Origin of the sequence: Cecembia lonarensis LW9, from assembly GCF_000298295.1 — a bacterium.
GTDB classification, from domain to species: Bacteria; Bacteroidota; Bacteroidia; order Cytophagales; family Cyclobacteriaceae; genus Cecembia; species Cecembia lonarensis.
This window is the reverse complement of sequence record NZ_AMGM01000058.1, coordinates 1-24,269: the sequence shown is the minus strand read 5'-3', so window position 1 is coordinate 24,269 and position 24,269 is coordinate 1. Positions and strand designations below refer to the sequence as shown.

At 42.8% G+C, this 24,269-nt stretch carries 19 protein-coding genes and 1 pseudogene; 10 read left to right on the top strand and 10 right to left on the bottom strand.

Translation table 11 applies throughout. The features are described 5' to 3' along the window. Nucleotides 1-80 precede the first annotated feature (80 nt). Complete coding sequence (gene mutL, locus B879_RS15290; RefSeq protein ID WP_009186111.1) at nucleotides 81-1,964, bottom strand: DNA mismatch repair endonuclease MutL; 1,884 nt, start codon at nucleotides 1,962-1,964, stop codon at nucleotides 81-83. Then, on the bottom strand, nucleotides 1,961-2,371 hold the full coding sequence (locus B879_RS15285) for a hypothetical protein (RefSeq protein WP_009186110.1): 411 nt from the start codon (nucleotides 2,369-2,371) through the stop codon (nucleotides 1,961-1,963). Before B879_RS15285 ends, mutL begins: the two co-directional genes overlap by 4 nt. Nucleotides 2,372-2,533: 162 nt before the next feature. On the opposite strand from B879_RS15285, the gene B879_RS15280 reads away from it, so the two are divergent. The 3 genes from B879_RS15280 to B879_RS15270 all read left to right on the top strand — a co-directional run bounded on the left by B879_RS15280 (nucleotide 2,534) and on the right by B879_RS15270 (nucleotide 7,530). Next, nucleotides 2,534-5,512, top strand: coding sequence for a serine hydrolase domain-containing protein (locus B879_RS15280; protein WP_009186109.1), 2,979 nt, complete (start codon nucleotides 2,534-2,536; stop codon nucleotides 5,510-5,512). 83 nt (nucleotides 5,513-5,595) lie between these two features. Then, nucleotides 5,596-6,741: an N-acetyl-alpha-D-glucosaminyl L-malate synthase BshA gene (gene bshA, locus B879_RS15275; protein ID WP_009186108.1), complete on the top strand. Its 1,146-nt coding sequence runs from the start codon at nucleotides 5,596-5,598 to the stop codon at nucleotides 6,739-6,741. A gap of 147 nt (nucleotides 6,742-6,888) precedes the next feature. After that, complete coding sequence (locus tag B879_RS15270) at nucleotides 6,889-7,530, top strand: sterol desaturase family protein (RefSeq protein WP_009186107.1); 642 nt, start codon at nucleotides 6,889-6,891, stop codon at nucleotides 7,528-7,530. A 194-nt stretch (nucleotides 7,531-7,724) separates the two neighbouring features. On the opposite strand, the gene B879_RS15265 is transcribed toward B879_RS15270, so the two are convergent. Continuing rightward, nucleotides 7,725-8,153 carry a hypothetical protein gene (locus B879_RS15265; RefSeq protein ID WP_009186106.1) on the bottom strand — a complete coding sequence of 143 codons (429 nt, stop codon included), beginning with the start codon at nucleotides 8,151-8,153 and terminating at the stop codon, nucleotides 7,725-7,727. 97 nt (nucleotides 8,154-8,250) lie between these two features. Here B879_RS15265 and B879_RS15260 point away from each other — a divergent pair, with 97 nt between their 5' ends. From B879_RS15260 to B879_RS15240, 5 genes are read left to right on the top strand one after another with little or no spacing between them, the layout of a single operon-like run. Next, the gene (locus B879_RS15260) at nucleotides 8,251-9,069 is read left to right on the top strand and encodes an NAD(P)-binding domain-containing protein (protein ID WP_009186105.1); all 819 of its coding nucleotides are present in this window, start codon (nucleotides 8,251-8,253) and stop codon (nucleotides 9,067-9,069) included. Between the two features lie 39 nt (nucleotides 9,070-9,108). Then, nucleotides 9,109-9,873, top strand: coding sequence for an SDR family NAD(P)-dependent oxidoreductase (locus B879_RS15255; protein WP_009186104.1), 765 nt, complete (start codon nucleotides 9,109-9,111; stop codon nucleotides 9,871-9,873). Further along, nucleotides 9,870-10,643 (top strand): M15 family metallopeptidase, encoded by a 774-nt coding sequence (locus B879_RS15250; RefSeq protein ID WP_009186103.1) that lies wholly within the window; start codon nucleotides 9,870-9,872, stop codon nucleotides 10,641-10,643. The genes B879_RS15255 and B879_RS15250 overlap by 4 nt, the downstream gene beginning before the upstream one ends. Nucleotides 10,644-10,694: 51 nt before the next feature. Continuing rightward, on the top strand, nucleotides 10,695-11,450 hold the full coding sequence (locus B879_RS15245; protein ID WP_009186102.1) for a ThuA domain-containing protein: 756 nt from the start codon (nucleotides 10,695-10,697) through the stop codon (nucleotides 11,448-11,450). 17 nt (nucleotides 11,451-11,467) lie between these two features. Next, the gene (locus B879_RS15240) at nucleotides 11,468-12,235 is read left to right on the top strand and encodes an alpha/beta fold hydrolase (protein WP_040400850.1); all 768 of its coding nucleotides are present in this window, start codon (nucleotides 11,468-11,470) and stop codon (nucleotides 12,233-12,235) included. A gap of 399 nt (nucleotides 12,236-12,634) precedes the next feature. Here the strand turns inward: B879_RS15240 and B879_RS15235 are convergent, their stop codons facing one another. Then, a complete protein-coding gene (locus B879_RS15235) occupies nucleotides 12,635-13,987 on the bottom strand; it encodes an amidohydrolase family protein (RefSeq protein WP_009186100.1) in 1,353 nt (450 codons plus the stop codon). A 236-nt stretch (nucleotides 13,988-14,223) separates the two neighbouring features. Between B879_RS15235 and B879_RS15230 the strand changes: the two genes are divergently transcribed. Continuing rightward, nucleotides 14,224-14,946, top strand: coding sequence for an SAM-dependent methyltransferase (locus B879_RS15230; RefSeq protein WP_009186099.1), 723 nt, complete (start codon nucleotides 14,224-14,226; stop codon nucleotides 14,944-14,946). Here the strand turns inward: B879_RS15230 and B879_RS15225 are convergent, their stop codons facing one another. The 6 genes and pseudogenes from B879_RS15225 to B879_RS15200 form a co-directional block, all read right to left on the bottom strand. Continuing rightward, nucleotides 14,947-16,347: an MltF family protein gene (locus B879_RS15225; RefSeq protein ID WP_009186098.1), complete on the bottom strand. Its 1,401-nt coding sequence runs from the start codon at nucleotides 16,345-16,347 to the stop codon at nucleotides 14,947-14,949. A gap of 158 nt (nucleotides 16,348-16,505) precedes the next feature. After that, nucleotides 16,506-17,852 (bottom strand): TolC family protein, encoded by a 1,347-nt coding sequence (locus B879_RS15220; RefSeq protein ID WP_040400849.1) that lies wholly within the window; start codon nucleotides 17,850-17,852, stop codon nucleotides 16,506-16,508. Next, complete coding sequence (locus tag B879_RS15215) at nucleotides 17,852-20,914, bottom strand: efflux RND transporter permease subunit (protein ID WP_009186096.1); 3,063 nt, start codon at nucleotides 20,912-20,914, stop codon at nucleotides 17,852-17,854. The genes B879_RS15220 and B879_RS15215 overlap by 1 nt, the downstream gene beginning before the upstream one ends. Before the next feature lie 2 nt (nucleotides 20,915-20,916). After that, nucleotides 20,917-22,011: pseudogene (locus B879_RS15210) on the bottom strand (efflux RND transporter periplasmic adaptor subunit). A 6-nt stretch (nucleotides 22,012-22,017) separates the two neighbouring features. After that, entirely contained in the window at nucleotides 22,018-22,827 is an 810-nt protein-coding gene (locus B879_RS15205; RefSeq protein ID WP_009186093.1) for an alpha/beta fold hydrolase, read from the bottom strand. Nucleotides 22,828-23,030: 203 nt separating this feature from the next. Further along, nucleotides 23,031-23,453: a VOC family protein gene (locus tag B879_RS15200; RefSeq protein ID WP_009186092.1), complete on the bottom strand. Its 423-nt coding sequence runs from the start codon at nucleotides 23,451-23,453 to the stop codon at nucleotides 23,031-23,033. 64 nt (nucleotides 23,454-23,517) lie between these two features. Between B879_RS15200 and B879_RS15195 the strand changes: the two genes are divergently transcribed. After that, nucleotides 23,518-24,269 (top strand): patatin-like phospholipase family protein (locus tag B879_RS15195; protein WP_040400848.1); only part of this gene is annotated, 752 nt, incomplete at its 3' end.

Here is a 24,269-nt window from a genome sequence, read left to right as displayed (position 1 = left end):
AAATAGGCAGCTACAATAAATGCACCAACGGTAATCAGCAGCAAATTCTTTACTACGGGTGTTAAATTTCCGAACATATATTATCTGGTAAAAAAACCTTGTATCTTTTGTATATCGAGTTTTATGAATGTTTTGTTCCCTGATAGGCCATAATTTGGGTTTTGACAGGAAAATAACTGTGCCACCAGCATCTCCATTTCAGCAGATGCCAATTTTGAGCCTCTTTTGATGGAAGATTTCTTTGCCAGGGATCTTGCTAGGTTTTCTCTTTTATCCAAAGAAAGCTCTGCCTTGAAATGTTTGAACTGTTCCAGTAAACCTTCAAAGAGGGCCTTTTCATTGGTCACCTGCACATCTGCAGGTACACCTTGGATCAGAATGGTATCTTTTCCAAATTCAGAGACCACAAAACCCAAGCCATGTAATTCCTCCCTAATGTCCATAACGAGAGCGAAATCCGCAGCAGACAATTGTATGTGGGGTGGAAAGAGGCATTGCTGTGAGGCACCTGAAGCCTGATGCAGTTGCCTGGTGAAACGTTCATAAAGAATACGCTCATGGGCTGCTTGCTGGTCAATGATCATCAAGCCGGAGGACATTTGGGCAACCACATATTGAGATTCCACTTGAAAGGTAGCTCCGGTTTTTTCCGGCAGCGGCTCCGTCTCCATATTTGAAGTCGAAGTAGTCTCACTGGCCTTTGAAGTAAAAGTCAGTACATCTGACTGTTCATCTCCATCCTTATCTTTTTCAGTTTGTAGCGTATTTACATTGCCCTCAAACAACCTTTCCCAACCTGAAACCGACTGTTTTTGAAAGCTGGGGCTTTGAAAGGTTTTGTAAGATTTATCCTTATTGAGATCATCAGGAACCAATGTATTTTCCCAGGAAACCGCTGTTCTGGATGCAGTATCTTTTTTCCAGTTTTCCGTAAAATTAACATCCATGGAAAAATCCAGTGTGGGAACCACATTATGTGCTCCAAGGGCTTGCTTGACAGCGGAACGCACTACAGCATAGACGGTACGCTCGTCATCAAATTTGATTTCAGTCTTGGTAGGGTGTACGTTGATATCAATATGGGTTGGATCAATTTCCAAAAAGAGCACATAAAAAGGATGCATATCTGATGGCATCAGGCCTTCATAAGCATTGGCAACGGCATGGTGGAGATAATTGCTTTTGATAAAGCGGTTATTGACAAAGAAATATTGCTCTCCACGTGTTTTTTTAGCCTGCTCAGGCTTGCCAACATACCCCTTAACATTCAAATGTGGCGTCTCTTCCTGACAGACTACCAATTGACCCTGATAGGATTTACCAAATATACCTATAATCCTCTGGCTCAGCTTTCCACCTGCGGGCAGATTGAAAAGCTCCATGTCATTTTGCTTAAGGCTGAAACCTACCTCTGGATAAGCCAAAGCTACCCGTTGAAATTCTTCTACGAGATGGCGCATTTCTACGGGGTTGGACTTGAGAAAATTCCTTCTCGCCGGCACATTGAAAAAGAGGTTTTTCACCAAAATCTGGGTGCCCTCCATACAGGATACTGGCTCCTGCTTCTTGACATCTGAGCCTTCAACCTGGATAAGCGTCCCCAGTTCAGCATCTTTTTCCCGTGTTCTCATTTCCACTTGGGCCACAGCAGCAATTGAAGCCAAGGCCTCCCCTCTAAACCCAAAAGTCCGTATGGCGAAAAGATCTTCCGATGTCCTGATTTTAGATGTTGCATGCCGTTCAAAGCTCATTCTTGCATCGGTCATGCTCATGCCTTTGCCATTGTCAATGACCTGTATCAGCATTTTACCAGCTTCCTTTACCAGCACCTGGACTTGGGTGGCCCCTGCATCAATGGCATTTTCCATCAACTCTTTTAAAGCCGATGCCGGACGTTGGACTACTTCACCTGCAGCAATTTGATTGGCAATTGCATCTGGAAGTAGCTGGATAATATCACTCATCTCCGTTGCTGTCTTCTGATTCTAAAAAAAAGCAAAAGGAGAACCACGCCCCCAATACCATAAAGTATGGCATAAATGGCCTCTGGACCGTAATAAATATATCCAAAAAGGCTGCCGATGAGCAACACAAAAATCACCAACCTGATCATCCCTGCACTGGTCAATGCCGAACTCTGCCTTCCTTTGATCTGACTTCCTCCTGTAAATGCTCCTCTTATGGACGAACCATCATAACCGGCATATACTCCATCATTACCCGCTTCGGGAGGAAGTTTACCTTCTGCCTGAAGCTCCTTTTTGATACGGGAGGTGCGCTGCTGGATCTCTTCTTTTACAGGATCGTAATAGCGCGGCTTAATATCAAATCGCATGGGCTGGGTGGTACGGAATATTTGAGGAAATTTCATACTGTTACTCAATTCAAATGAAACACTCGACGTTAAGTACTCATCTTAACCACTGGTCAAATTAGATCTTTGGTTAAAGGAATTTCGTGTAAGTTTGTACAAAACGATGTATATTCATACAAAGTTATTTTAAAATTTAAGCAATAAAAATTAAACAGGGATATGCGGATTAAAGTTTGGGGCATTTTGATCACAATTCTGGTGATTTTCCAAGCCGATGCAGTATTGGGCTGGGAAAAAGCAGGAGAAGACCGAAAACGAGAGGAAAGAGACCCCTTGTCAACCAAGGACCAAAGAAAACAATTGGCCTGGGTAGACAGTGTGTTCCAAAGCCAAACTTTCGAAGAACGGTTGGGGCAGCTTTTTATGGTTGCTGCCTATTCCAATAAAGATGCCAGGCACCGACAGGAAATCGCCAGGCTTATCCGGGAAGAGAACCTGGGCGGCTTGATCTTTTTCCAGGGTGGACCTGTCCGCCAGGCCAATTTGACCAATTATTTTCAGTCTATTTCCAACATCCCCCTATTCATTGCCATGGATGCAGAATGGGGCATTAACATGCGACTTGATTCGGTACTCGCTTTTCCTAAGGCCATGACCTTAGGTGCCTTGCACCGAGAGGACCTGATTTACGATATGGGTAAGGAAATGGCCCGGCAGTTCAAAGAATTGGGAATGCACATCAATTTTGCCCCTGTGGTGGACGTCAATTCAAACCCAAATAACCCCGTTATTGGATTTCGGGCCTTTGGCGAAGAAAAAAGATTGGTAGCGAAAAAATCCGTAGCCTATATGAAAGGGCTCCAGGACCATGGTGTCATGGCCAATGCCAAACACTTCCCCGGACATGGAGATACAGAGTCTGATTCCCACTATACCCTGCCTGTCATCAAGCATTCCGAAAATAGAATAATAGATATAGATCTGTACCCCTATCGGGAACTCATCGATGAGGATCTTATGAGCGTAATGGTAGCTCACCTGCACGTTCCCAGCCTGGATTCTGAACGGAATAAGGCCACCACCCTATCCAAGTATGTGGTTTCAGATTTATTGAAAACACAGATGAATTTTAATGGGCTGGTATTTACAGATGCGCTCAATATGAAAGGGGTAGCTAATTTCTACAAGCCCGGAGAAGTGGACTTGATGGCCCTATTGGCAGGCAATGACATCTTACTCTATTCACAAGATGTTCCAAAGGCAAAAGCAATGATTCTTCAAGCTGTAGAAGAAGGCAAAATCACCCGGCAAGAAATCGATGAACGGGTCAGGAAAGTCCTTAAGGCCAAATACTGGGCTGGACTAAATGAGAATAAACCTTTAGTAACAGACGGCTTACTCGATAGGTTAAATAGCCCGGAAACCAACTTATTGGCTGAAAAACTTTATGCAGAGGCCATCACAGTGACATCCAACCTCAATAATGTTTTACCCATAAAATACATTGATTTAAAGCGTTTTGCATCGCTGACTATCGGTGGTGACGGCAAGGTATTTCAACAAAAATTATCCAAATATGCCCCATTTGATCACCTGGAAATGTCCAAAAATGCAGATCCAAACACATTGGCAAGAATGGAGCAAAAATTAGCGGATTATAATACCATTATTGTCGGCCTGATGGGGATCAACAACAGTCCATCCAGAGGTTTTGGAATCAATGGAACAGATATTGATTTTATTAAAAAAATAAGCAAAGAGAAAACAGTCATCACAGTACTTTTTGGAAATGCCTATGGAGCAAAGAACCTGGACGGATTACCTCACCATATCATGGCATTTGAAAACAATGCCTACACCCAAAGCCTGAGTCCTGAAATCATTTTCGGTGCCCGGAATGCCTATGGCCTGTTACCGGTCTCAGTGAGTGAGGGACTCCGGATAGGAAGTGGAGGATACCTGGAAGGGCTAGGAAGACTTTCCTATTCGATTCCCGAAAGTCAGGGAATGAACAGCAGAAAGCTGGCAGAAATTGATCAAATCATGGAAATCAGTATTGCCAAAAGAGCCTTTCCCGGTGGGGTTGTCCTGATTGCCAAAAATGGACAAGTCGTGTTTGAAAAAGCGTATGGACACTACGATTACAAGAAATCTAAGCCAGTAAGTACAGAAACAGTTTATGACCTGGCTTCGATTACCAAAGTTTTGGCCACTACGCAGGCCGTTATGTTTTTGGCCAGCAGAGACCTTATCGACCTTGACCGCCCTATTGGTGATTACCTTCCTGAATTGAAAAAAACCAATAAAGGCAACCTGATCCTGAAAGATATTCTCGCCCATGAAGCTGGTTTGGTGGCGTTTATTCCACATTACGCTAAAACAGTGGAAGCTGGCAGCTGGAAACAGGAATACTACAGAGAAAGACCAGAATCGGGGTTTAATCTCCCGGTTTCCAATGATATGTATGCCAAAAACAGCCTGAGAGATAGCCTATGGACTTGGACAGTAAATTCTGATTTGAGAAAGCTGGAACCGGGTAGGCGGAAATATAGCTATGTTTATTCTGACCTTACCATGTACCTTTTGCAAGAACTTGTGGAACGGATGACCAACCAGCCTTTGGATGCTTTTGTCAATCAAAATTTCTACGAACCCCTAGGGTTATCGACACTTACTTTCAACCCAGTCCAAAAAATGCCTTTAGATAGGGTTGCCCCGACGGAAGACGACATTACTTTTCGGAAAAGACAGATACAAGGCTATGTACATGATCCCGGTGCAGCCATGTATGGCGGGGTAGCTGGTCATGCAGGTCTATTTGGAAAAGCCAATGACCTTGCTGTCATGATGCAGTTGATGCTAAATGGAGGGAAATACGGTGATGTGGAAATTCTCGATGAAAAAACCATCCGGGAATTTACCAAAAGACAGTCCAACCAAAGCAGAAGGGGTTGGGGCTGGGACAAGCCAGAGCCCGAAAGAGGCAAAGGTGGCAGTGCTGGAGCTTTGGCCCCAAAAAGCACTTTTGGACATACCGGATTTACCGGTACATGCGTGTGGGCAGACCCTGAAAATGACCTGATTTTTGTTTTCTTGTCTAACAGGGTGTATCCTGATGCCAATAACAATATCCTTCTTAAAGACGGAATTAGAACCAAAATCCATGATGTCATTTATGAGGCCCTGAAAAAAAGTTAAACCATATATTGTGATTTTTGGGGACATTTTGAACATTACTACCCCCAAAACACGTTTATAAAACAATACAGAAAGCAACCGTTATGAAAATAGGAATTGTCTGCTATCCAACTTTTGGAGGAAGTGGTGTTGTAGCGACAGAACTTGGGAAAGCTTTGGCAAAAGAAGGCCATCAGGTCCACTTCATCACCTATAGACAGCCTACAAGACTGGATTTTTTCAGTGAAAACCTGTTTTACCATGAGGTAGATATCAAAAGCTATCCCTTATTTGAACATGCTCCATATGAGCTGGCATTGGCCAGCAAAATGGTCAATGTGGTAAAATATGAGGCACTCGATGTGCTGCATGTACATTATGCCATACCCCACGCTTCAGCGGCTTATATGGCCAAGCAAATCCTTAAAGAAGAAGGCATTTATATTCCTGTGGTTACCACCTTACATGGCACCGACATTACTTTGGTCGGAAAAGATCCAAGCTATGAACCGGTAGTTACTTTCAGTATCAATCAATCCGATGGGGTCACTGCAGTATCAGAGGACCTTAGGAAAGACACTTTTGAGCATTTTGCTATTAAAACCCCCATTGAGGTAATACCTAATTTTATTGACCTTGAACGTTTCAAAAAACAGAAAAAAGAACATTTCAAGCGTGCCATTTGCCCAAATGACGAAAAGCTTTTGGTGCATACCTCTAACTTCAGAAAAGTAAAACGTGTCGAAGATGTAATCAGGGTGTTTTACCAATTGAGAAAGGAAATTCCCGCTAAACTGCTTTTGGTAGGTGATGGCCCCGAAAGGGATAGGATGGAACGACTTTGCAGGGATTTGGGAACCTGTGATGATATCAGATTTCTTGGCAAACTGGAAGCCGTCGAAGAAGTACTTTCTGTGGCCGATCTGTTCCTTATGCCCTCAGAAAAAGAAAGTTTTGGCTTGGCCGCATTGGAAGCTATGGCCTGCGAAGTACCCGTTCTTTCTTCAAATGCCGGGGGTATTCCTGAACTGAATATTGATGGTGTAACAGGATATGTTTGCAATATCGGTGATGTGACTACAATGACTGCTAAGGCACTTGAGATACTCGATGATAAAAATCTTCCAACATTTAAAACCAATGCTTTGAACCGTGCCAAGGAATTTGATGTTGCCAAGATCAGACCTTTATATGAACAGTTTTATCAGGAAACTATAGAACGTGCGCAGCAAAAACTAATGGATGTATGATAAAAATCATGGGTAAATTACTTAACCGAAAATAAATATATTTTACCATTTGCATTATTTTTGCACCGTATTCTTAAAACACCGAGTATTAGTTTAGAGTTTAATCCAGCAAATTAAACTACTTGTTTAACATAATTTTGATAGACCATGAGTACGACAACCTTAAAGAAAATCGGGAGGCTGGATAGGCCGGATAATAATGGTTCAGCAAGAATGTTCAAAAACCCCGTGCTGGAAAAACTGTCCAGAACCCACATCAGCATCCCTATCGTGTTGTTCTTAGGCATTTCCTCTGTTTCATTTTACTTTGCTGTTACCGGTACAGAAATAAGTGTCTTTATTGGAATCCCTGTCTTTGTCTTTGGATTGCTGGCCTTCACCTTTGTGGAATATATGATGCACAAGTATTTCTTCCACATGGAACCTGATAGTCCCGCAAAAGACAAATTACAGTATACCGTTCACGGCGTACATCACGATTATCCAAAAGACAAGGAAAGACTGGCCATGCCACCATTTGTCAGCGCTTTTTATGCTTTGGTTTTTTATGTTGTTTTCACACTTATTATGGGGGATTATGCCCTCTATTTCTTACCGGGCTTTCTTTTGGGGTATGCAGCTTATTTGGGTGTACATTATGCGGTTCATGCCTATCAACCACCAAAAAACTTCCTTAAAATCCTTTGGGTAAACCATGCGGTCCATCATTACAAAGACCCGGATGTGGCTTTTGGTGTCAGTTCACCTCTTTGGGACTACCTACTGGGCACCATGCCTAAGCAAAATTAAGAGGCTGTCTTATAAATAGATCTTCAGATTTGATGCCCAAACAAAATTCTGTTTAAGAATCAATCCCTTTGTACCTTAGTGGCTTTGTAGTTAAAAATGCCACTAAGGCTCTAAGACACAAAGTTTAACTAAATAAACACCAAAAAAAATTTGGGCAATGTTTTGAGGTATTTATATATGAGACGCCCTCTTGATTATTCTTCTACAGTTTTACTTTTTATCCGCATTATAAAAGCTTCTTTAAAATCCTGTAAAGCTATTGAATCTCCGACGCTTTTGAAAAAATCATGAGGAATGTCCAATTTTTTATAATGGTGCCTTTCTAAGGTGTCGGAAATAATAAACAGAGAATCGTTCAATTCTTCAAAGGTCCAGATACGCTCAAAAAATAATGGGGTCGTGGTGATCAATCTGTTGCCATCCCGTTCATACACATATTCTGCAATCCCCATGGTTTCATGGTTGAGAATGATCATGGTATCAGAAATATAAAGTTCATAATACAGGGAATCTGCATCAAAACCGTACCAATTGCCGGATAAAGGATTTTCTTCTGGTGTTTCGCGCTTACAGGCAGATAACATGACAAAAAGGAACAATATGCTTAAAATTTTTGTCCTCATAACGAAGTGTTGAATTCTTAATTAAACCAAAACTGTTCCAAAATTAGCGGAATTTACACTTCAATTTAGTTAAATTTTCGGCAATAATTTTCATCACATGACAAGAGTTAGCATTATCGGGCTTGGCTGGCTGGGTGAGCCCTTGGCCAAATACCTCAAAAGTATTGGCTTTCAGGTAAAAGGGAGTAGTACAACTGAAGAAAAAGTAGAAAGACTGAAAAAGGAGGGAATCCAATCCCACCAATTAAAATTTAACCCCCATCCCGAAGGGAAAAATTTTCAGCATCTTTTTGATACAGATATCCTATTTGTCAATATACCTCCCAGATCACGGACCATGCCAGAAAGCTTTCATCCTGAACAGGTAAAATTTATCAAAGAAATGGCTGAGCAGGCCCGCATACCTTGGATTATTTTCGTTTCCTCTACTTCTGTCTATCCTGACAAGGGACAAATTGCCCAAGAAAGTGATGCCCTTTCTGGAGAAGAAAGCAGCAACAGTGCCATATTAAAAGCAGAAAGGATTTTATCTTCCAGTTCAAACTTTGACCTGACTATCATCCGTTTTGGGGGATTACTGGGCGTGGACAGAATTCCAGGCAAATACTTTTCTGGAAAAGAAAATGTCATTGGAGACTCTCCGGTTAATTATATCCATCAAGAAGACGCCGTGAGATTGGCTGCCTGGGTCATCCAAAAGGGGATCAAGAATGAAATCATTAATGGAGTAGCACCACAACATCCAAAAAGAAAAGAAGTCTACGAAAAAAATGCACTTGAACTGGGCTTTACTCCTCCTGTCAGTTATGCAAGTGCTGGAAATTCGTGGAAAGAAATCAATGGAAATAAAATCATTGACAGCGGATTTGAATTCAAATTTCCCAATCCCCTGGATTTTACTTACCGCTTAGAATAAAAATTTTATTTAGCGACCTTTAATAATTAAATTCAGGTCATGGAAAAGAAAATCGCTTTGGTTACCGGTGCGACTTCAGGCATTGGCTGGGCAACGGCCATCTCCCTGGCTCAATTAGGTTATAATATCATTGCTACCGGCAGAAGACAAAAGAGGCTCCAAGACTTGCAGAAAGAGTTGAATAAAGAAGGAGTGGATTCCTTGACATTGACCTTTGATGTGAGCCAAAAGGATGCTGTAAAAGATGCTTTTGCTACCCTACCTGACAATTGGAAAAAAGTCGATTTACTGATCAATAATGCAGGAAATGCACATGGCATGGACCCCATACAAACAGGGAGCCTGGATGACTGGGACGCCATGATGGACATCAATGTGAAAGGCTTACTCTATGTATCCCATGAAGTGATTCCGGAAATGGTCAAAAGAGAAAAAGGCACCATAGTGAATATTGGATCCATCGCCGGTAAAGAAGTCTATCCCTTGGGTAATGTCTATTGTGCATCCAAGCATGCTGTAGATGCAATTACCAAAGGCATGCGGCTGGACCTCAATCCTTTTGGCATCCGGGTGATTGGTGTTCATCCTGGCTTGGTAGAAACTGAATTTTCCATGGTACGGTTCAAGGGTGATGAAAACCGCTCCAAATCAGTCTATCAAGGCTATCAGCCCCTGACTGCCGAAGATATTGCCGACACGATTGCTTTTGCAGTAAGCAGACCACCCCATGTCGTCCTGGCTGATATCGTAATGCTTCCTACTGCACAGGCAGCCGCTACCCTTGTCAAAAAGAACTTACCATGAGGAAACTTGATTACGGCCTAACCTTTGTCTTTTGCAGTCTTTTGGTTTTTGCCTGCTCCCAAAAAGAGGTCCAGGTATCAGAAGAAGAAAGCTATTTTGTAGATGCCAACGAAGAATGGGTAATTGATGATTCCGAGTTTGAATGGGAGGAAGAAATCGGTGAACTGGAGCAAAGCCTTATAGATGCAGGTTTGGTCAACATTGAAGATGTCATTCCTGGAATTTTTGTAGACCTCAAATATTCTACCACCGATAATTTCTTTGGACAGGACGTTTATGGAGATCTTTTCCGCTGCTATTTACAACCTGAGGTTGCGGAGATGTTGAAAGTTGCCCATGAAAAATTACAGGAAGCACATCCGGAATTGACATTTCTGGTTTACGATGGCGTAAGACCATTAAGCGTACAACAAATCCTTTGGGATAACTTGGACAGGCCCGATAGCATCAAACCCCTTTATGTGGCGGATCCAAAAATCGGAGGCCTCCACAATTATGGGGTGGCCGTAGACTTGACCTTAGCTTATGTGGAAACAGGAGAAGCCCTGGATATGGGGACAGCCTATGATTATTTTGGATACCCTGCCTACCCAGACAGAGAGGCCCAAATGCTCCGTGAAGGGAAAATTACCCAGTCACATATAGACAACCGGGAGATCCTCCGGCAAGCCATGAAAGCCGGTGGCTTTTCAGGTATAGGCTCAGAATGGTGGCACTTCAATGCCTACTCCAGGAAAGAAGCCGCCGAAAAATTTGGCTTAGTGAAGTAAATATTGACCATATAAAATATTGGAATCATCTTTAACCTAAATAACCTTTCCATGAAAAAAACAAAAAACCTTTATGCCCTGCTCTTTATGCTAAGCCTTTTGTTGGGCTTCTCCCTTGAAACTTACGCCCAGCAAAGAGGGCAATTCAGGGTCTTGATATTCAGCAAAACCCAAGGATTCAGGCATCAGGCCATCCCTGAAGCAGCAGCAGCCATCAAGCGACTCAGCAAAGAACACCTATTTGATGTGTATGTCAGTGAGGATGCCGCTTTGTTCAATGATGAAAATCTGGCCAGGTATGACGTGATTGTCATGAACAATACTACAGGAACCATTTTCAATGATGAACAAAGGGCTGCTTTCCAACGCTTCGTGCAATCTGGCAAGGGCGTGGTCGGTATCCACAGTGCCACTGATACGGAGTATGAATGGGAATGGTACAACAAAATGATTGGTGCCCAATTTAAAAATCACCCCCATAATCAGACTTTGAAATTGGATGTGGTCAACAGGAACCACCCTTCTACCTATCACCTGCCTGAGAAATGGGTTTGGACGGATGAACTTTATGCTTTCAAGAACTTTAATGAGTCAGTGACGGTTTTGATTACAGCTGACGAAAGAACCTACGATGCCAAAGATGGTATGGGAGAATTCCATCCCATGGCCTGGTACCATGAATATGATGGGGGAAGGGTATTTTATACGGCGCTTGGGCACCTGGAATCCAACTATGAAGACCCGTATTTCCTCAAACACCTTTATGGAGGCATCTGGTGGGCAGCCAAAGGCTTTCCCATCGATTGAAGCATGAAAATTGATTTATGAAACTGAATTTTAAAAAAATGGGGGCTGGAAAGCCCCTTATTATTGTTCATGGCCTTTTTGGCTCAGCCGACAATTGGTTTTCAATTGCCCGGGAACTGGAAAAAAACTTTACACTTTACCTGGTAGATCAAAGGAATCATGGAGATTCTCCACATACCGCGGACTGGACTTATGCCGATATGGCGGAAGACCTGAGGGAATTGATGTCAGATGAAGGTATTTCTACGGCCAATTTCATGGGGCATTCCATGGGCGGAAAAACCGTCATGACCCTGGCATTGAAACATCCTGGGTTGGTGGATAAGCTCATCGTGGCTGATATTGCCCCTCGCTTTTACCCCATCCACCACCAAAGGATATTGGAGGGACTGAACGCCATTCCTGTCAATGACTTAAAATCGAGAAAAGAGGCAGAAGATATCTTAGCCCAATACATCCAAACTCCGGGCATACGCCAATTTTTACTCAAAAGTCTAGGAAGGGGAGATAATGGTGGTTTCAAATGGAAAGTCAACCTGCCCGTGATCACAGAGAAAATCGCCAATGTAGGGGAAGCCATGGATGCCAATGCTCATTTTGACAAGCCTACACTCTTTATGGGAGGTGAAAATTCAGACTATATTCTGGAAACTGATAAGAAAGATATAGAGCAGCTCTTCCCCAGCAGTCACCTGATTTACATCAAAAATGCAGGACATTGGCTACATGCCGAACAACCTGCCGCCGTCATTGAAACCGTCCGTTCATTTTTGAATAAGACGTGATTCACCGATAGATACAGTAGCAGATTTGTTTGTTCTCAAACCTAGTACATATGGTTTTCCAGGAGCCAACTTTCTGGTTTAAAAAAGGCTTGGTATCGCCAATCTATCCCCAATGCATGGGACAAGTTGATTTATAGGTCACTTTACCAATTCGGAAAAGGATCGGTTTTGCTTGAGGCGATCCCCCGTAATACTTCGGGGAGTCTCCCAAAATATGGGGGATCCTTCATCCTTCCCGCTTAGCGGGACAGGCTGTTCCTCGGATTCAGGATGACGGTGGGGAATGTCATTACCTTTCTGTAAATGCCAAATTTTAAAAACTCAGGATGACGGTACGGAATATCATTGCTTCTCTGTAAATGTAAAATCTTAAATTCCCAGCATGACACCAAGTCAACCTCACTTTACCCTTTTACCATGCTTCACCACCATATCCACATTTTGAAGTAAACTGATATAGCGTAACACATCTCCTCTCACGGCAATGATATCGGCATACTTGCCTTCACTGATGGTGCCATAGTCATCATCCACCCGCATGGCCACGGCAGGCCAATAGGTAGCGGCTTTAATGGTCAAAAGTGGGTCAAAACCAAATTCATTGACCCACACATCCAATTCATTCCAGGTACTTTGACTGTGGAACTTCATGGGTATGCCACTATCTGTTCCTATTAACATCACCACACCAGCATCTTTGAGCTGATTGATTTTCCTTTCCAGGGTGGGTTTTCTCACTGGCGTCAACTGAAAGTAGGGCATTCTTCCGGGAAAGCGAAGGGAAGCCCTGATATCCCGGATAATAGAATCCGGCAAACCCAAATGCCAGGATGGATCGTCCAGCTTTTCGGGATTGTTACGGGTGTATTCATAATTGTAAAGTCCCTCCACGGTAGGTGTCCAATACAAAGGCCCCATGTTCATCTTAGCAGTACGCTCCTTGATCATTTCCATGATGTCTTCGGGATATTCTGGAGCGGAGGCCAGTCCTGTATGTTCAAAGCAGTCCACACCGATCTTAAGCCCAATCCTTATTTCTTCAGGCCTGTGGGAATGGGCAATTACCGGTTTCCCATACTTATGCGCCTCATCCACGACTGCTTTTGCTTCCTCAAAGGTCATTTCATCGTGGTCAATCAATTTGATCACATCCACCCCGGCATCTATCAACCGCTTCACTTTTGCCCTGGCATCAGCAGGACCATTGACTCCCCATCGGAAGGCCTTGGTCCCCGGATAGGGTTCTTTTTGGATAAATGGCCCGGAAACATAGAGGGTAGGACCTGGGATTTCACCATTGTTGATACGCTCACGGACATTGATACTTGCCTCCAAAGGCGCCCCCAAATCTCTGGCTGAGGTCACCCCCGCCATGAGTAATTGATGGGCAGAGGATGGCATGATCACGGATTCAAAAAGGTCAATATAAGTACTGTCCCAATGGGTATAATTGCTGTGACCGTTGATCATCAGGTGAACATGCATGTCCCAAAGCCCAGGCATCACAGACATGCCTTCTGTAGAAATGATTTCAGCCCCTTCGGGCACTTTCAAAGTACCTACCTGCCCCACTTCCTTGATACGCTCCCCCTCAATGATGATTACAGAATTGCGAATGGGCGGCCCACCAAACCCGTCAATTAAAGTACCGCCGACCAGCGCTTTAATCTCTTGTCCCATACCAAGAGAAGGGTAGAGTAAAATGGAAATCAAAAAGTATATCCAGGTGCCAAGTTGAAAATATTTTTTCATATACGTTTATTTTACTTTATCGCTTAGAAACTATACACCAGACCAGATCGAAGGGGGCTTAATTGCTCATGCTTTTCTGGCAGTTTTCCCAACTAAATATAAGAACTGATTTCCTTATTCCTAAGTAAAGCAAAATTAAAAAATGCGGGATTACACACCCCACAAACAATGAAACCTGTAATTGTCCAAAAACAGATGGATTAAGAAATATAATCTGAAGTACATATCTTTATGGGATGAAAAAAGGAAAACTATACCTTATACCCACTGTTTTGGCTGAGGACACCGCAGATAAAGTCATCTCGGAAGAAATACGGGAAATCATTAGACATACCAATTATTATCTGGTGGAAAATGTACGGACCGCGAGGAGGTATATCAGCAGCTTAAAGTTAGGCGTCAACATTGAGGGGTTGCATTTTGAGGTATTGGATAAGAAAACCAGGAGATCGGAATTAGAAGGCATCATGCAGCCGATTTTTGAAGGGAAAAATATAGGGATCATGTCAGAGGCAGGTTGCCCCGGTATTGCAGACCCCGGATCTTTGGCTGTGGCCTATGCCCATGAAAAAAACATTCAAGTGGTCCCATTAAGTGGTCCAAGCTCCATGTTTTTGGCTTTAATGGGCTCAGGCTTCAACGGACAGTCTTTTGCCTTTCACGGTTATTTGCCCATTGACAAAAAAGAGCGGATTCAGGCCATAAAAACCCTGGAAGTGGAGGCTATTAAGCATAAGCGGACACAGATATTCATGGAGACTCCTTTTCGGAACAATCACTTACTCAAAGACCTGTTGGAAACTTTGCATCCGGATACTTTGCTCTGTATCGCTAAAAACCTTACCGGTTCAGAGGAGATGATAAAGAGCAAAACGGTAAGGGATTGGAAGAAAAACCCTATAGATCTACACAAAACTCCCACAGTATTTGTACTTTCCGAAGGGTTAAAATTTTATTGATCAGGGATCAATCAAGACCCTGTAGGAATCATACAAGATCATGATATCATCCACATAATTGACGGCCATATGCCCTTTGGCATACCCGCTTTTGACCACCGGATCCCTGTAGAATTCAGGGTCAGTTTTCAACTGTAAAAACCGGGCTATACTTTCCCAGCTTTGAGGATTGCCCCCATACTTCAATGTCAATTTCCAAGCATCTTCCACATGGCCATGTCCAATATTGTAGGAAGCAAGGATCACTTTGACCCTTTCATTGGACTCGGGTATCCTTTCTCTCCAAAACTTATCTAAGTACTTCAGGTAATTCACTCCTCCCATCAAACTCTCCAAAGGGTCATTGGGGTTGTTGACTCCAAACCTTTCTAAGGTCACCGGCATCAACTGCAAAAGTCCAACAGCACCCGCGTAAGAGACCGCCGTGGTATCAAACCTGGATTCCTTGTACACCAAAGAAGCAAGCAATCTCCAATCCCAGCCTAAGTCTTCAGAACCTCGCTTGATGATATCATCAAAAGGAGAAATGGCATTCCCAGCCAAAGAAGAAAAGGGACTATTGTTCCTGAAATAACTGTTCTTGGAGTTTTTGAAATATTTGGCGTAAAGTGTCTGAATATAACCCGACTGATTGCTTTCGGCTACCCATGCATTGATTGCGAATTCTAGTTCGGGTGCATTTTTTCTGATAGCCCAAGCCACATCCGATTTAGGACTGATCTCCAAGCCAATATTCAAGTTATCAAAGTAAGTCGTGTTCACCATGGCTTCAACTTTATCCACCACGGTGAAATCAATTTTTTTATTAACTACCTGCTGAATGAATAACTCATTGTCCCCTTTACCTTCCTTAATGGTAAACTCAATGCCATAATTATCTTGAATTTCTTCAAGTTGTGCCTTATAGATGGCATCTTTTCGGATATGGATCACTTTGTCCTGCAGATCCCATAAATCTTTGATGGCATGGAGGTCATCCCTCTGTACCAATACCGTACCCATTTGGCCTAAGGGAGCAGTGAAATTGGCCATTTTCATTCTCGTTTCACTCACTTCCAAATTCATTGCAATGATATCCGCTTTGCCTTTGTTGAGTAAGGAAAAGGCTTCCTGAATATCCGACTTGATGATCAAGTGCAACCTTACTCCCAAGGCATTGGCCAGCTTTTTCAGCATTTCAAATTCGTAACCCATCCTCCTTCCTCTGTAGATGTAATAACTCGTAGATGAATTATCGACGATGGCACGGATATAACCTCTCTTTACAATGTCATCAAGGTCTAAAGGAACAGGGTTTTCCCATGGATTCTGCTGGACTTCTTTCTTATCCATAAAAGTACATTGGACACCAAAGAGCGAAATCACTACTATAATAAAAACTCCAACCAGGGCTTTTTTCATTCATTTTAGGTCCGAAAATCCGGACATGGTGAATACAATCGGTAAAAATAACAAATTCTATACCAAATAAAATTTGGAACTGGTATTTTGTCATACACATACAAAAAAGCCATCCTGCTGATAATCAAGATGGCATAAAACACAACTGACAATTTGACTTATTTGACTACAAGAGAAAATCTGTTTTCATCTCCCTGATAGAATATTCTTCCGGAAAGCCGCATCAATTCAATCTCCATTTCTTTGATGTTATACAGAGCGGTGATCAACCTATCCTCTGCTGTCAAAAGATTGACCTGGGCGTCTCTGAATTGCAGGTAATCTGCAATTCCCAGCCTAAAGCGTTCCAGGTTGATATCCGCACTTTCGACAGCTACCTTGTAATTGGCATACTCTATGTCCAGTAATTGCAGGTTGGTATTGTAGATATTGTAAGCCCTTTGGATGTCCGAGGCCAACTGAATCTCCATCTGTTGAACGGCATACTCAGCATTGACCTTTTGAACCTTGGCATTTTGTATCCTTCTATTCAGCGCAAAACCATTAAAAACATTGAATGACGCAGTGAAACCATAGTTAAAACCTTGTCTTTGGTTAAACAGCAAGAAACCTGCATCAGAATTCAAGGTATTGTTATTGTAAGAAGTATTCAAGTTGACAGATGGAAGCCTAGAAGCTTGGGTTTCCCTTAAACTGAGAAATGCAATATTTTCGTTACGTTGGGTAATCAAAAATTCCTTGTTGTGGACGTAGGCATTTTCCAATAAATCATCCAATATCAGGTTATTTTCAACGACAATGGTATCCTTTACTGCCAATTTCGTTTCCGGAGGCAAAGCCAACAGTTCATTCAAATTGATCCTTGCATTTTTAATAGCCAACTGCTGATTGACCAGTAAGGAACGGTCTGCGTTGTAGTCCACCTGGGCAGTCAGGAAATCTCTTTTTCCTGCCCCCCCCAATTCATACCTGACCTGCGCAATGTTCAACCTTGCCTCAGAAAGTTCCAAAGTAGTCTCAAGGACTTTCTGCCTTTGCTGCTCTAAAACCAAGCGATAGTAGGCAGTGGCAATGGCGGCCACCGTATTTTCGACCATTACCTTGGCCTGCAATTCACTGACTTCAGCCAATTTACCAACTACCCGCATCGTGTAGATCGCCTCTGGTCGCAATCCATAAAGTGCTATCAAGGAGTAATTCTCATTGTCAGACTCTGCACCATCTATCCTATTGGGTTCAGGTGAATTAAGAAATCGCTGCGTAACATCATCAATGGTATAAGCCCTTAAAAATGTAGCATCAATGACAGGAAAAAGTAGACTGCCTTTGGTGATTTTCACTTCCCTTTCAGCAATATTCTGATTATTCGCCGCGATTTTGACACCAAAATTTTGATCAAGGCCTATCAAAATGGCCTCTTCCAGATCAATTCCCTTCTCTTCTTGTGCAATACTCAAGTGCTGGCCAAGCATCAGCAGGGCCAGCATACAAAATATTTTTTTCATCAGACTCTCGCTAATCTTCCTTTTTTCGAAGTTAAATACGTGTAAACAGCCGGGATTATGAATAGGGTAAGTATGGTAGCAAATGCCAACCCACCAATCACTGCCACACCCATGGGCACACGGCTTTCCGCACCGGCACCAAGGGCCAGTGCAATGGGCAAAATCCCCAGAATGGTAGACAAACTTGTCATCAAAATCGGCCTGAACCTCGCTCCGGCAGCACCGATGATGGCATCATCAATAGACATGCCTTGCGCCTTCCGCTGATTGGCAAATTCAACGATCAAAATACCATTTTTGGTCACCAAACCTATCAACATGATGATGCCGATCTGGCTGAAGATATTTAAAGTAAAGTCAAAATACCATAAAGAGAACAAGGCACCGAATAAGGCCAAAGGCACAGTAAACATAATGGTCAATGGATCCTTGAAGCTTTCAAATTGTGCTGAAAGTACCAAGTAAATCAATATCAATGCAAACAAGAAGGCAAAGATCAAACTATTGGAACTGTCTCTGAATTCTTTGGACAATCCTGACAAATCTGTACTGAAAGATTCGTCCAATACCTCATCAGCTATCCGGTCCATCTCATCGAGGCCTACACCAATGGTATATCCTTCTGCCAATCCTGCGGACACCGTAGCACTTACGAAACGATTGAACCGGTACAACTGTGGTGGGGTACTTTTCTCCCTGATGGTAACCAAATTGTCCAATTGTACCAAGTCTCCATTTTCTGCCCTTACATACAACATCCTCAAGTTAATGGGCTCGTTCCTATCCTGCAACTGCATTTCTCCAATCACCTCATACTGCTTACCATTCATGATAAAATAGCCAAAGCGTTGTCCTGAATAAGATAATTGCAGTGTTCTTGCAATCTCCTGCACGGAAACCCCTACATTCCTTGCTTTTTGCCTGTCAATTTCAACCTCAATTTCGGGTTTGGTAAATTTCAAATTGACATCGGCAAAACTGAAAACTGGACTTTGATTTGCTTTTTCAAGAAATGTAGGAATTACCTCCTTCAATTTGTCCAATGTGGGTGCTTGTATCACATATTGAACAGGCAAGCCTCCCCGACGATCACCAATAGAGGCCGGCTGGGTGGCAAATGCCCTAACCGCTGTATAATTCTGTATTTTATTTTGGACCTGATTGAATATTTCCTGTTGGGACCTTTGCCTTTCGGAAGCATCAGTAAGGATCAAACGAAGGAAACCGGAATTGGTACTTGCGGTACCAAATCCCGGAGAAGTTACCGTAATAATCCCCTCCCGCTCCTCATCAGGAATCTGTTCCATAAAATCCTGGGTCATTTCATCGAGCACATTGTCCATATAGGCAAAAGTTGCTCCTTCAGGACCTGTCAAATTTACCCTCATCTCTCCCCTGTCCTCAATAGGAGAAAGCTCTGTAGGAATGATTTGGAAAAACTGATAAATGCCAAGGCCCATAATAACAATAATCAGAAAGGCTGACCACCTGAACCTCATGAAAGCCGCTAAAGCCACATTGTATTTCTCATTCAGCCAAACAAAGAATGGTTCAGTAATATTGTAGAAAGCATTCTGTTTTTCCCTTCTTTTCAAGAGCTTGGAGCTCAACATGGGCGTCATGGTCAAGGCGACGAAGGAGGAAATAATTACCGCCCCCGCTACCACAATACCAAATTCGCGGAAAAGCCGTCCAGTCGTACCTGTTAGGAAAATCACCGGAAGGAACACCGCTGCCAAGGCCACAGTAGTTGAAATTACCGCAAAGAAAATCTCCTGTGCTCCTCTTTCAGCTGCACGTTCCGGATTTTCACCCTCTTCTATTTTGGCATAAATATTCTCAAGGACCACAATAGCATCATCAACCACCAAACCAATGGATAGTACGATACCCAGAAGAGTAAGTACGTTGATGGAGAAATCCATGGCATACATGATAAAGAACACCCCGATCAAAGAAATCGGAATGGTCAACACCGGTATAAAAGTAGTCCTCCAATCCCTCAAGAAAAGGAAGATGATGGATACAACCAGGATAAAGGCAATAAAGATGGTCTCCTGAACTTCTTTAATGGAATTACGGATAAATTTGGTGGAATCAAAACCGATTCCAAGTTTGATGTCTTCGGGAATATCCCTTTCAATGGTCTCGAGCCTTTTATAAAACTCATCCACTATTTCTATGTTATTGGAACCCGGTAAAGGTACCAATACCACACCAACCATAGGGATACCGTCCCGCTTCAAAACCGTGCGTTCATTCAAAGCAGCCAATTCAGCCCGTCCAATATCCTGAAACCTTACAATGTTGTTTTGGTCCTCCTTGATGATCAGCTCATTGAACTCCTGGGGCGTGTTTAACCTACTCATGGTCCTAACAGACAGTTCTATCACGGAACCTTCGATCCTTCCCGACGGCAATTCCACATTTTCGGTCTGCACCTTGGTAAGCACATCGGCTGGCGTGATGCCATACGAGGCCATTTTGAGCGGATCAATCCGCAAACGGATGGCGTAACGTTTTTCACCCCAAATCTGCACAGTACTTACACCGGGGATGGTCTGTAATCTTTCCTTAAAAATATTATTGGCAATATCAGATAGTTCCATCAAGTTCCTCCTGTCACTTTGGACATTCAGAAAAACGATGGGCTGGGAATCAGCATCTGCCTTGGAAACTACCGGAGGTTCTGCATCTGGAGGAAGTCTTCTCACCGCCCCGGAAACCTTGTCCCTCACATCGTTGGCTGCAGCCTCCAAATCAGCACCTACATCAAACTCAACCCGAATATTGCTTGTACCGTCATTGCTTGTAGATGTAAGGGATTTAACGCCGGCTATGGCATTGATGGATTCTTCCAAGGGCTCGGTAATCTGTGCTTCAATCACGTCTGCATTGGCACCGACATAAGTCGTCCTTACATTGATAATAGGGGGATCCACTGAAGGGAATTCCCTGACCCCCAAAAGAGATATCCCTATACTACCAAAAAGCACAATGGTCAAAGACATGACAATGGCCAAGACCGGTCTTCGGATACTAATGGTTGATAAACTAGACATTATTAGTTGATTTTATTGTAATTGACAGGCATTCCGCCCCTTACTTGCAATACACCGGTGGTCAATACCAGATCTCCTTCATTTACCCCACTGACAATTTGAACATAACGGTCTGTTCGCGTACCAATGGATACCTGCCTTTCTTCTACTTTCCCTTCCTCATTTACAATAAATACTTTATATCCGCTCAATTCCGGAATGATGGATTCAGAGGGAACCATCAAAGCATCCTCCTGAATACCAAGAACATAACGGATCCGTACAAACATACCTGGAAGGAATCTTCGGTCCCTATTGGGACTTGTTGCCCTTAACCGCAGTGTCCTTGTCCCCGCATCAATATTTGGCTCGTAGGCATATACCGTACCTTCCACATCTTCCCCTCCCGCTTCATTGGTAAAGAAAATTTTTGATCCCAACTGGACCATATTGGCATAACGCTATGGAATGGAAAATTCGATTTTAATCGGATCAATGTTGACAATGCTGGCTATTACATCTGCGTTTCCAATTACACTTCCTTCAGAAATTTGTCTCAATCCAAGGACTCCGTCAAAAGGTGCCCTGACCACCGTTTTGTTCAGTTGGGCTTCCACCAACCTCAAATCTGCCAAAGTGGTATTGAACTGGTTGAGTACAATATCATATTCCTCCTGGGAAATGGCCTCTTTTTCCAACAGTTGCTTCTGCCTGTTTTCCTGGCTTTCAAAAAGCTTCTTGGTATACTCAAGCCTGTCATATTGGGCCCTGAGCTCGTCATCATTTAAGTACACCAATGGTGTTCCTTTTCTGACAAATTCCCCCTCTTTAAAGGTAATTCGGGTAACCAAGCCGGAAATCTCCGGTCTCAAACTGACCGTTTCATTAGGTATGATGGTGCCTGTTACACTTAAGTTGTTTTCCAATCGCTCCGGTCTCATTTCTACCACATTGACCGGTAAAGCCTGACCAGGACCTCCAGGTCTCTGGTCGGTACTTGCGGGCGCAGCCCCATCATTTCCTCCTCCAAAAATCATGTCTTTTCGGGGATAAATAAAAATCACTGCGATCACCAAAACGATGATGACGGATAAAATAATTTTGGTTTGTTTTTTCATTATTGATCAGTCCAAAGAACCGTAATTAAGGGTTTGATTTTGGTTTTTGAGAAATTGCAAAGATACACGGTTGAATACCTCTGGTTGCTCGACATTGACTACATGTCCACAAGCTTTGACAATTTTCAACACAGAAAGTTTATGCTCCTGCACTATTTTTTTTACAGGTTCCAAAAACATGATATCCTCCTCCCCCATGACATAGAGTGTAGGGATCTTGACATCTTTTTCTTTAAAATAACGCAGCAAAGGATTGACATCCTTGGTGAGCTTGAACCAGCGGATAAATTCCTTTTGACAAAGTCGCTTGGCCTCTCTGATAAATAAGTTCCTGGATTCGGCATGGTGCCTTCGTGGCATGATGATCCATGCAAAAAGGCTGTACAACCAAATGTAAGGAACTAAGGTTTTGAAGGCATTACCAAGGACCACCAACATCCGAGAGGTAATGGTGAGCTTGGTGACCGCCCCTGCCATCACCATGGACTTGACCCGATGAGGCTCCATTTCCGCCAATTGCCTGGTCAGGATGGTCCCTAGGGAAACCCCCATAAAATGGGCAGGAGGCAATTGGAGATGATCCAATACTTCAATAATGTCCTTGGTTAAAGCCTGAAAAGTATACTTATCATTCCAGATGTTTTTTAAAGCACCTGCAGATTTTCCATGCCCTCTCAAGTCAATCAAAAGCAGGTTAAATTCTTCCCTAAATTCCCTGATCTGCTTGTGCCATATTGCCGAAGACCCACCAGCCCCATGGATGAATACAATCCACTCTAGACTGCTTGGATGATGGTATGTTTTGTAATACAACATGCCTTTAGATATTTTACCTAGCATATAACACAAGTATTGGCAGATAGTTATTCAACCGAAAGCTAATAGGTTTCGTTCTCGTTTGAAATGAAATAAATATAGATGGCTTTAAGGTGCTATTAATGGTAAATTTTCGTTAAAGAAATGCACCCATGCACATCTATTAGTATGTCATAGTTACATAATGATCCAGTAGGAATATTTTATTTGGCAAAAATCTGACTCTCATCCTGAAAAGATTTGAATTCCAGTGCGTTTCCGCAAGGATCCAAAAAAAACATGGTCGCCTGCTCTCCTACTTCCCCCTGAAACCTGATGTATGGCTCGATGATAAACTGAATGCCATTTGCTTTTAGCTTATCGGCTAATTCATGCCACTCATCCCAAGGCAATATGGCTCCAAAATGTCTGACAGGAACATTTTTCCCATCTACTTGATTGGCATGGGCAATAGACAATTCTTCAGGCTTCACGTGGGCAGAAAGCTGATGCCCAAAGAAATTGAAGTCTATCCACTTATCTGTACTTCTGCCTATGTCACAACCCAGTAAATCCCCATAAAAGGCACGGGTTTCTTCAATATCCCTGATGGGAAATGCCAAATGAAAAGGTTTAAATTGGTTCATAATTATGTATTTTCGTAAATCAAAATTGTAACCAATTTTTATTTAAACAAAGCAATAATTAATCATGGGTAAGAAAACTGTTTCATTGGTGCTTTCCAGTGGTGGCGCAAGGGGGATGGCTCATATTGGAGCGATAGAGGCCTTGGAAGAAAAAGGTTATGAAATTGTATCCATTGCGGGATGTTCAGCAGGAGCCCTGATCGGGGGCATTTATGCTACCGGACAATTGTCCAAATTCAAAGACTGGATCTGCAACCTCGACCGGATTGATGTTTTTTCCTTAATGGATTTTACACTTTCCAGCAAGGGTTTTATCAAAGGTGATAAGGTGTTTGGTGAACTGAAAAAACAGATCAAGGATGCTCCTATCGAAAAACTGAACATACCCTTTCGCTGTACGGCGGTAGAAATCCCTTCAGGAAAAGAAAAAATCTTTGATTCCGGCAGCATGTTTGATGCCATCAGGGCATCCCTCTCCATCCCTACTGTAATGACCCCCGCCAAAATCGGTAAACATGAATTCATCGATGGAGGTATTATCAATCCTATACCTTTTAATTTATTGGACGAAGACCACCTTGGAGAAATTGTAATAGCCGTGGACCTCAATGGCCCCAAAGATGTCCTTTTGGATGTCAAAAACAAGGATAAAAAAGCCTCAGCACTCAAATTACCTTCCTGGCTGAAGGATTACCAAAAGAAATTCACCAATTATTTTTACTCGGACGAAAAAGCCGAAAAAGAAAACAAAATGAAAGCGATGAGCTCTGTGGAGCTGTTGAACTTTTCTTTTGACCTCCTACAGGATAAACTTTC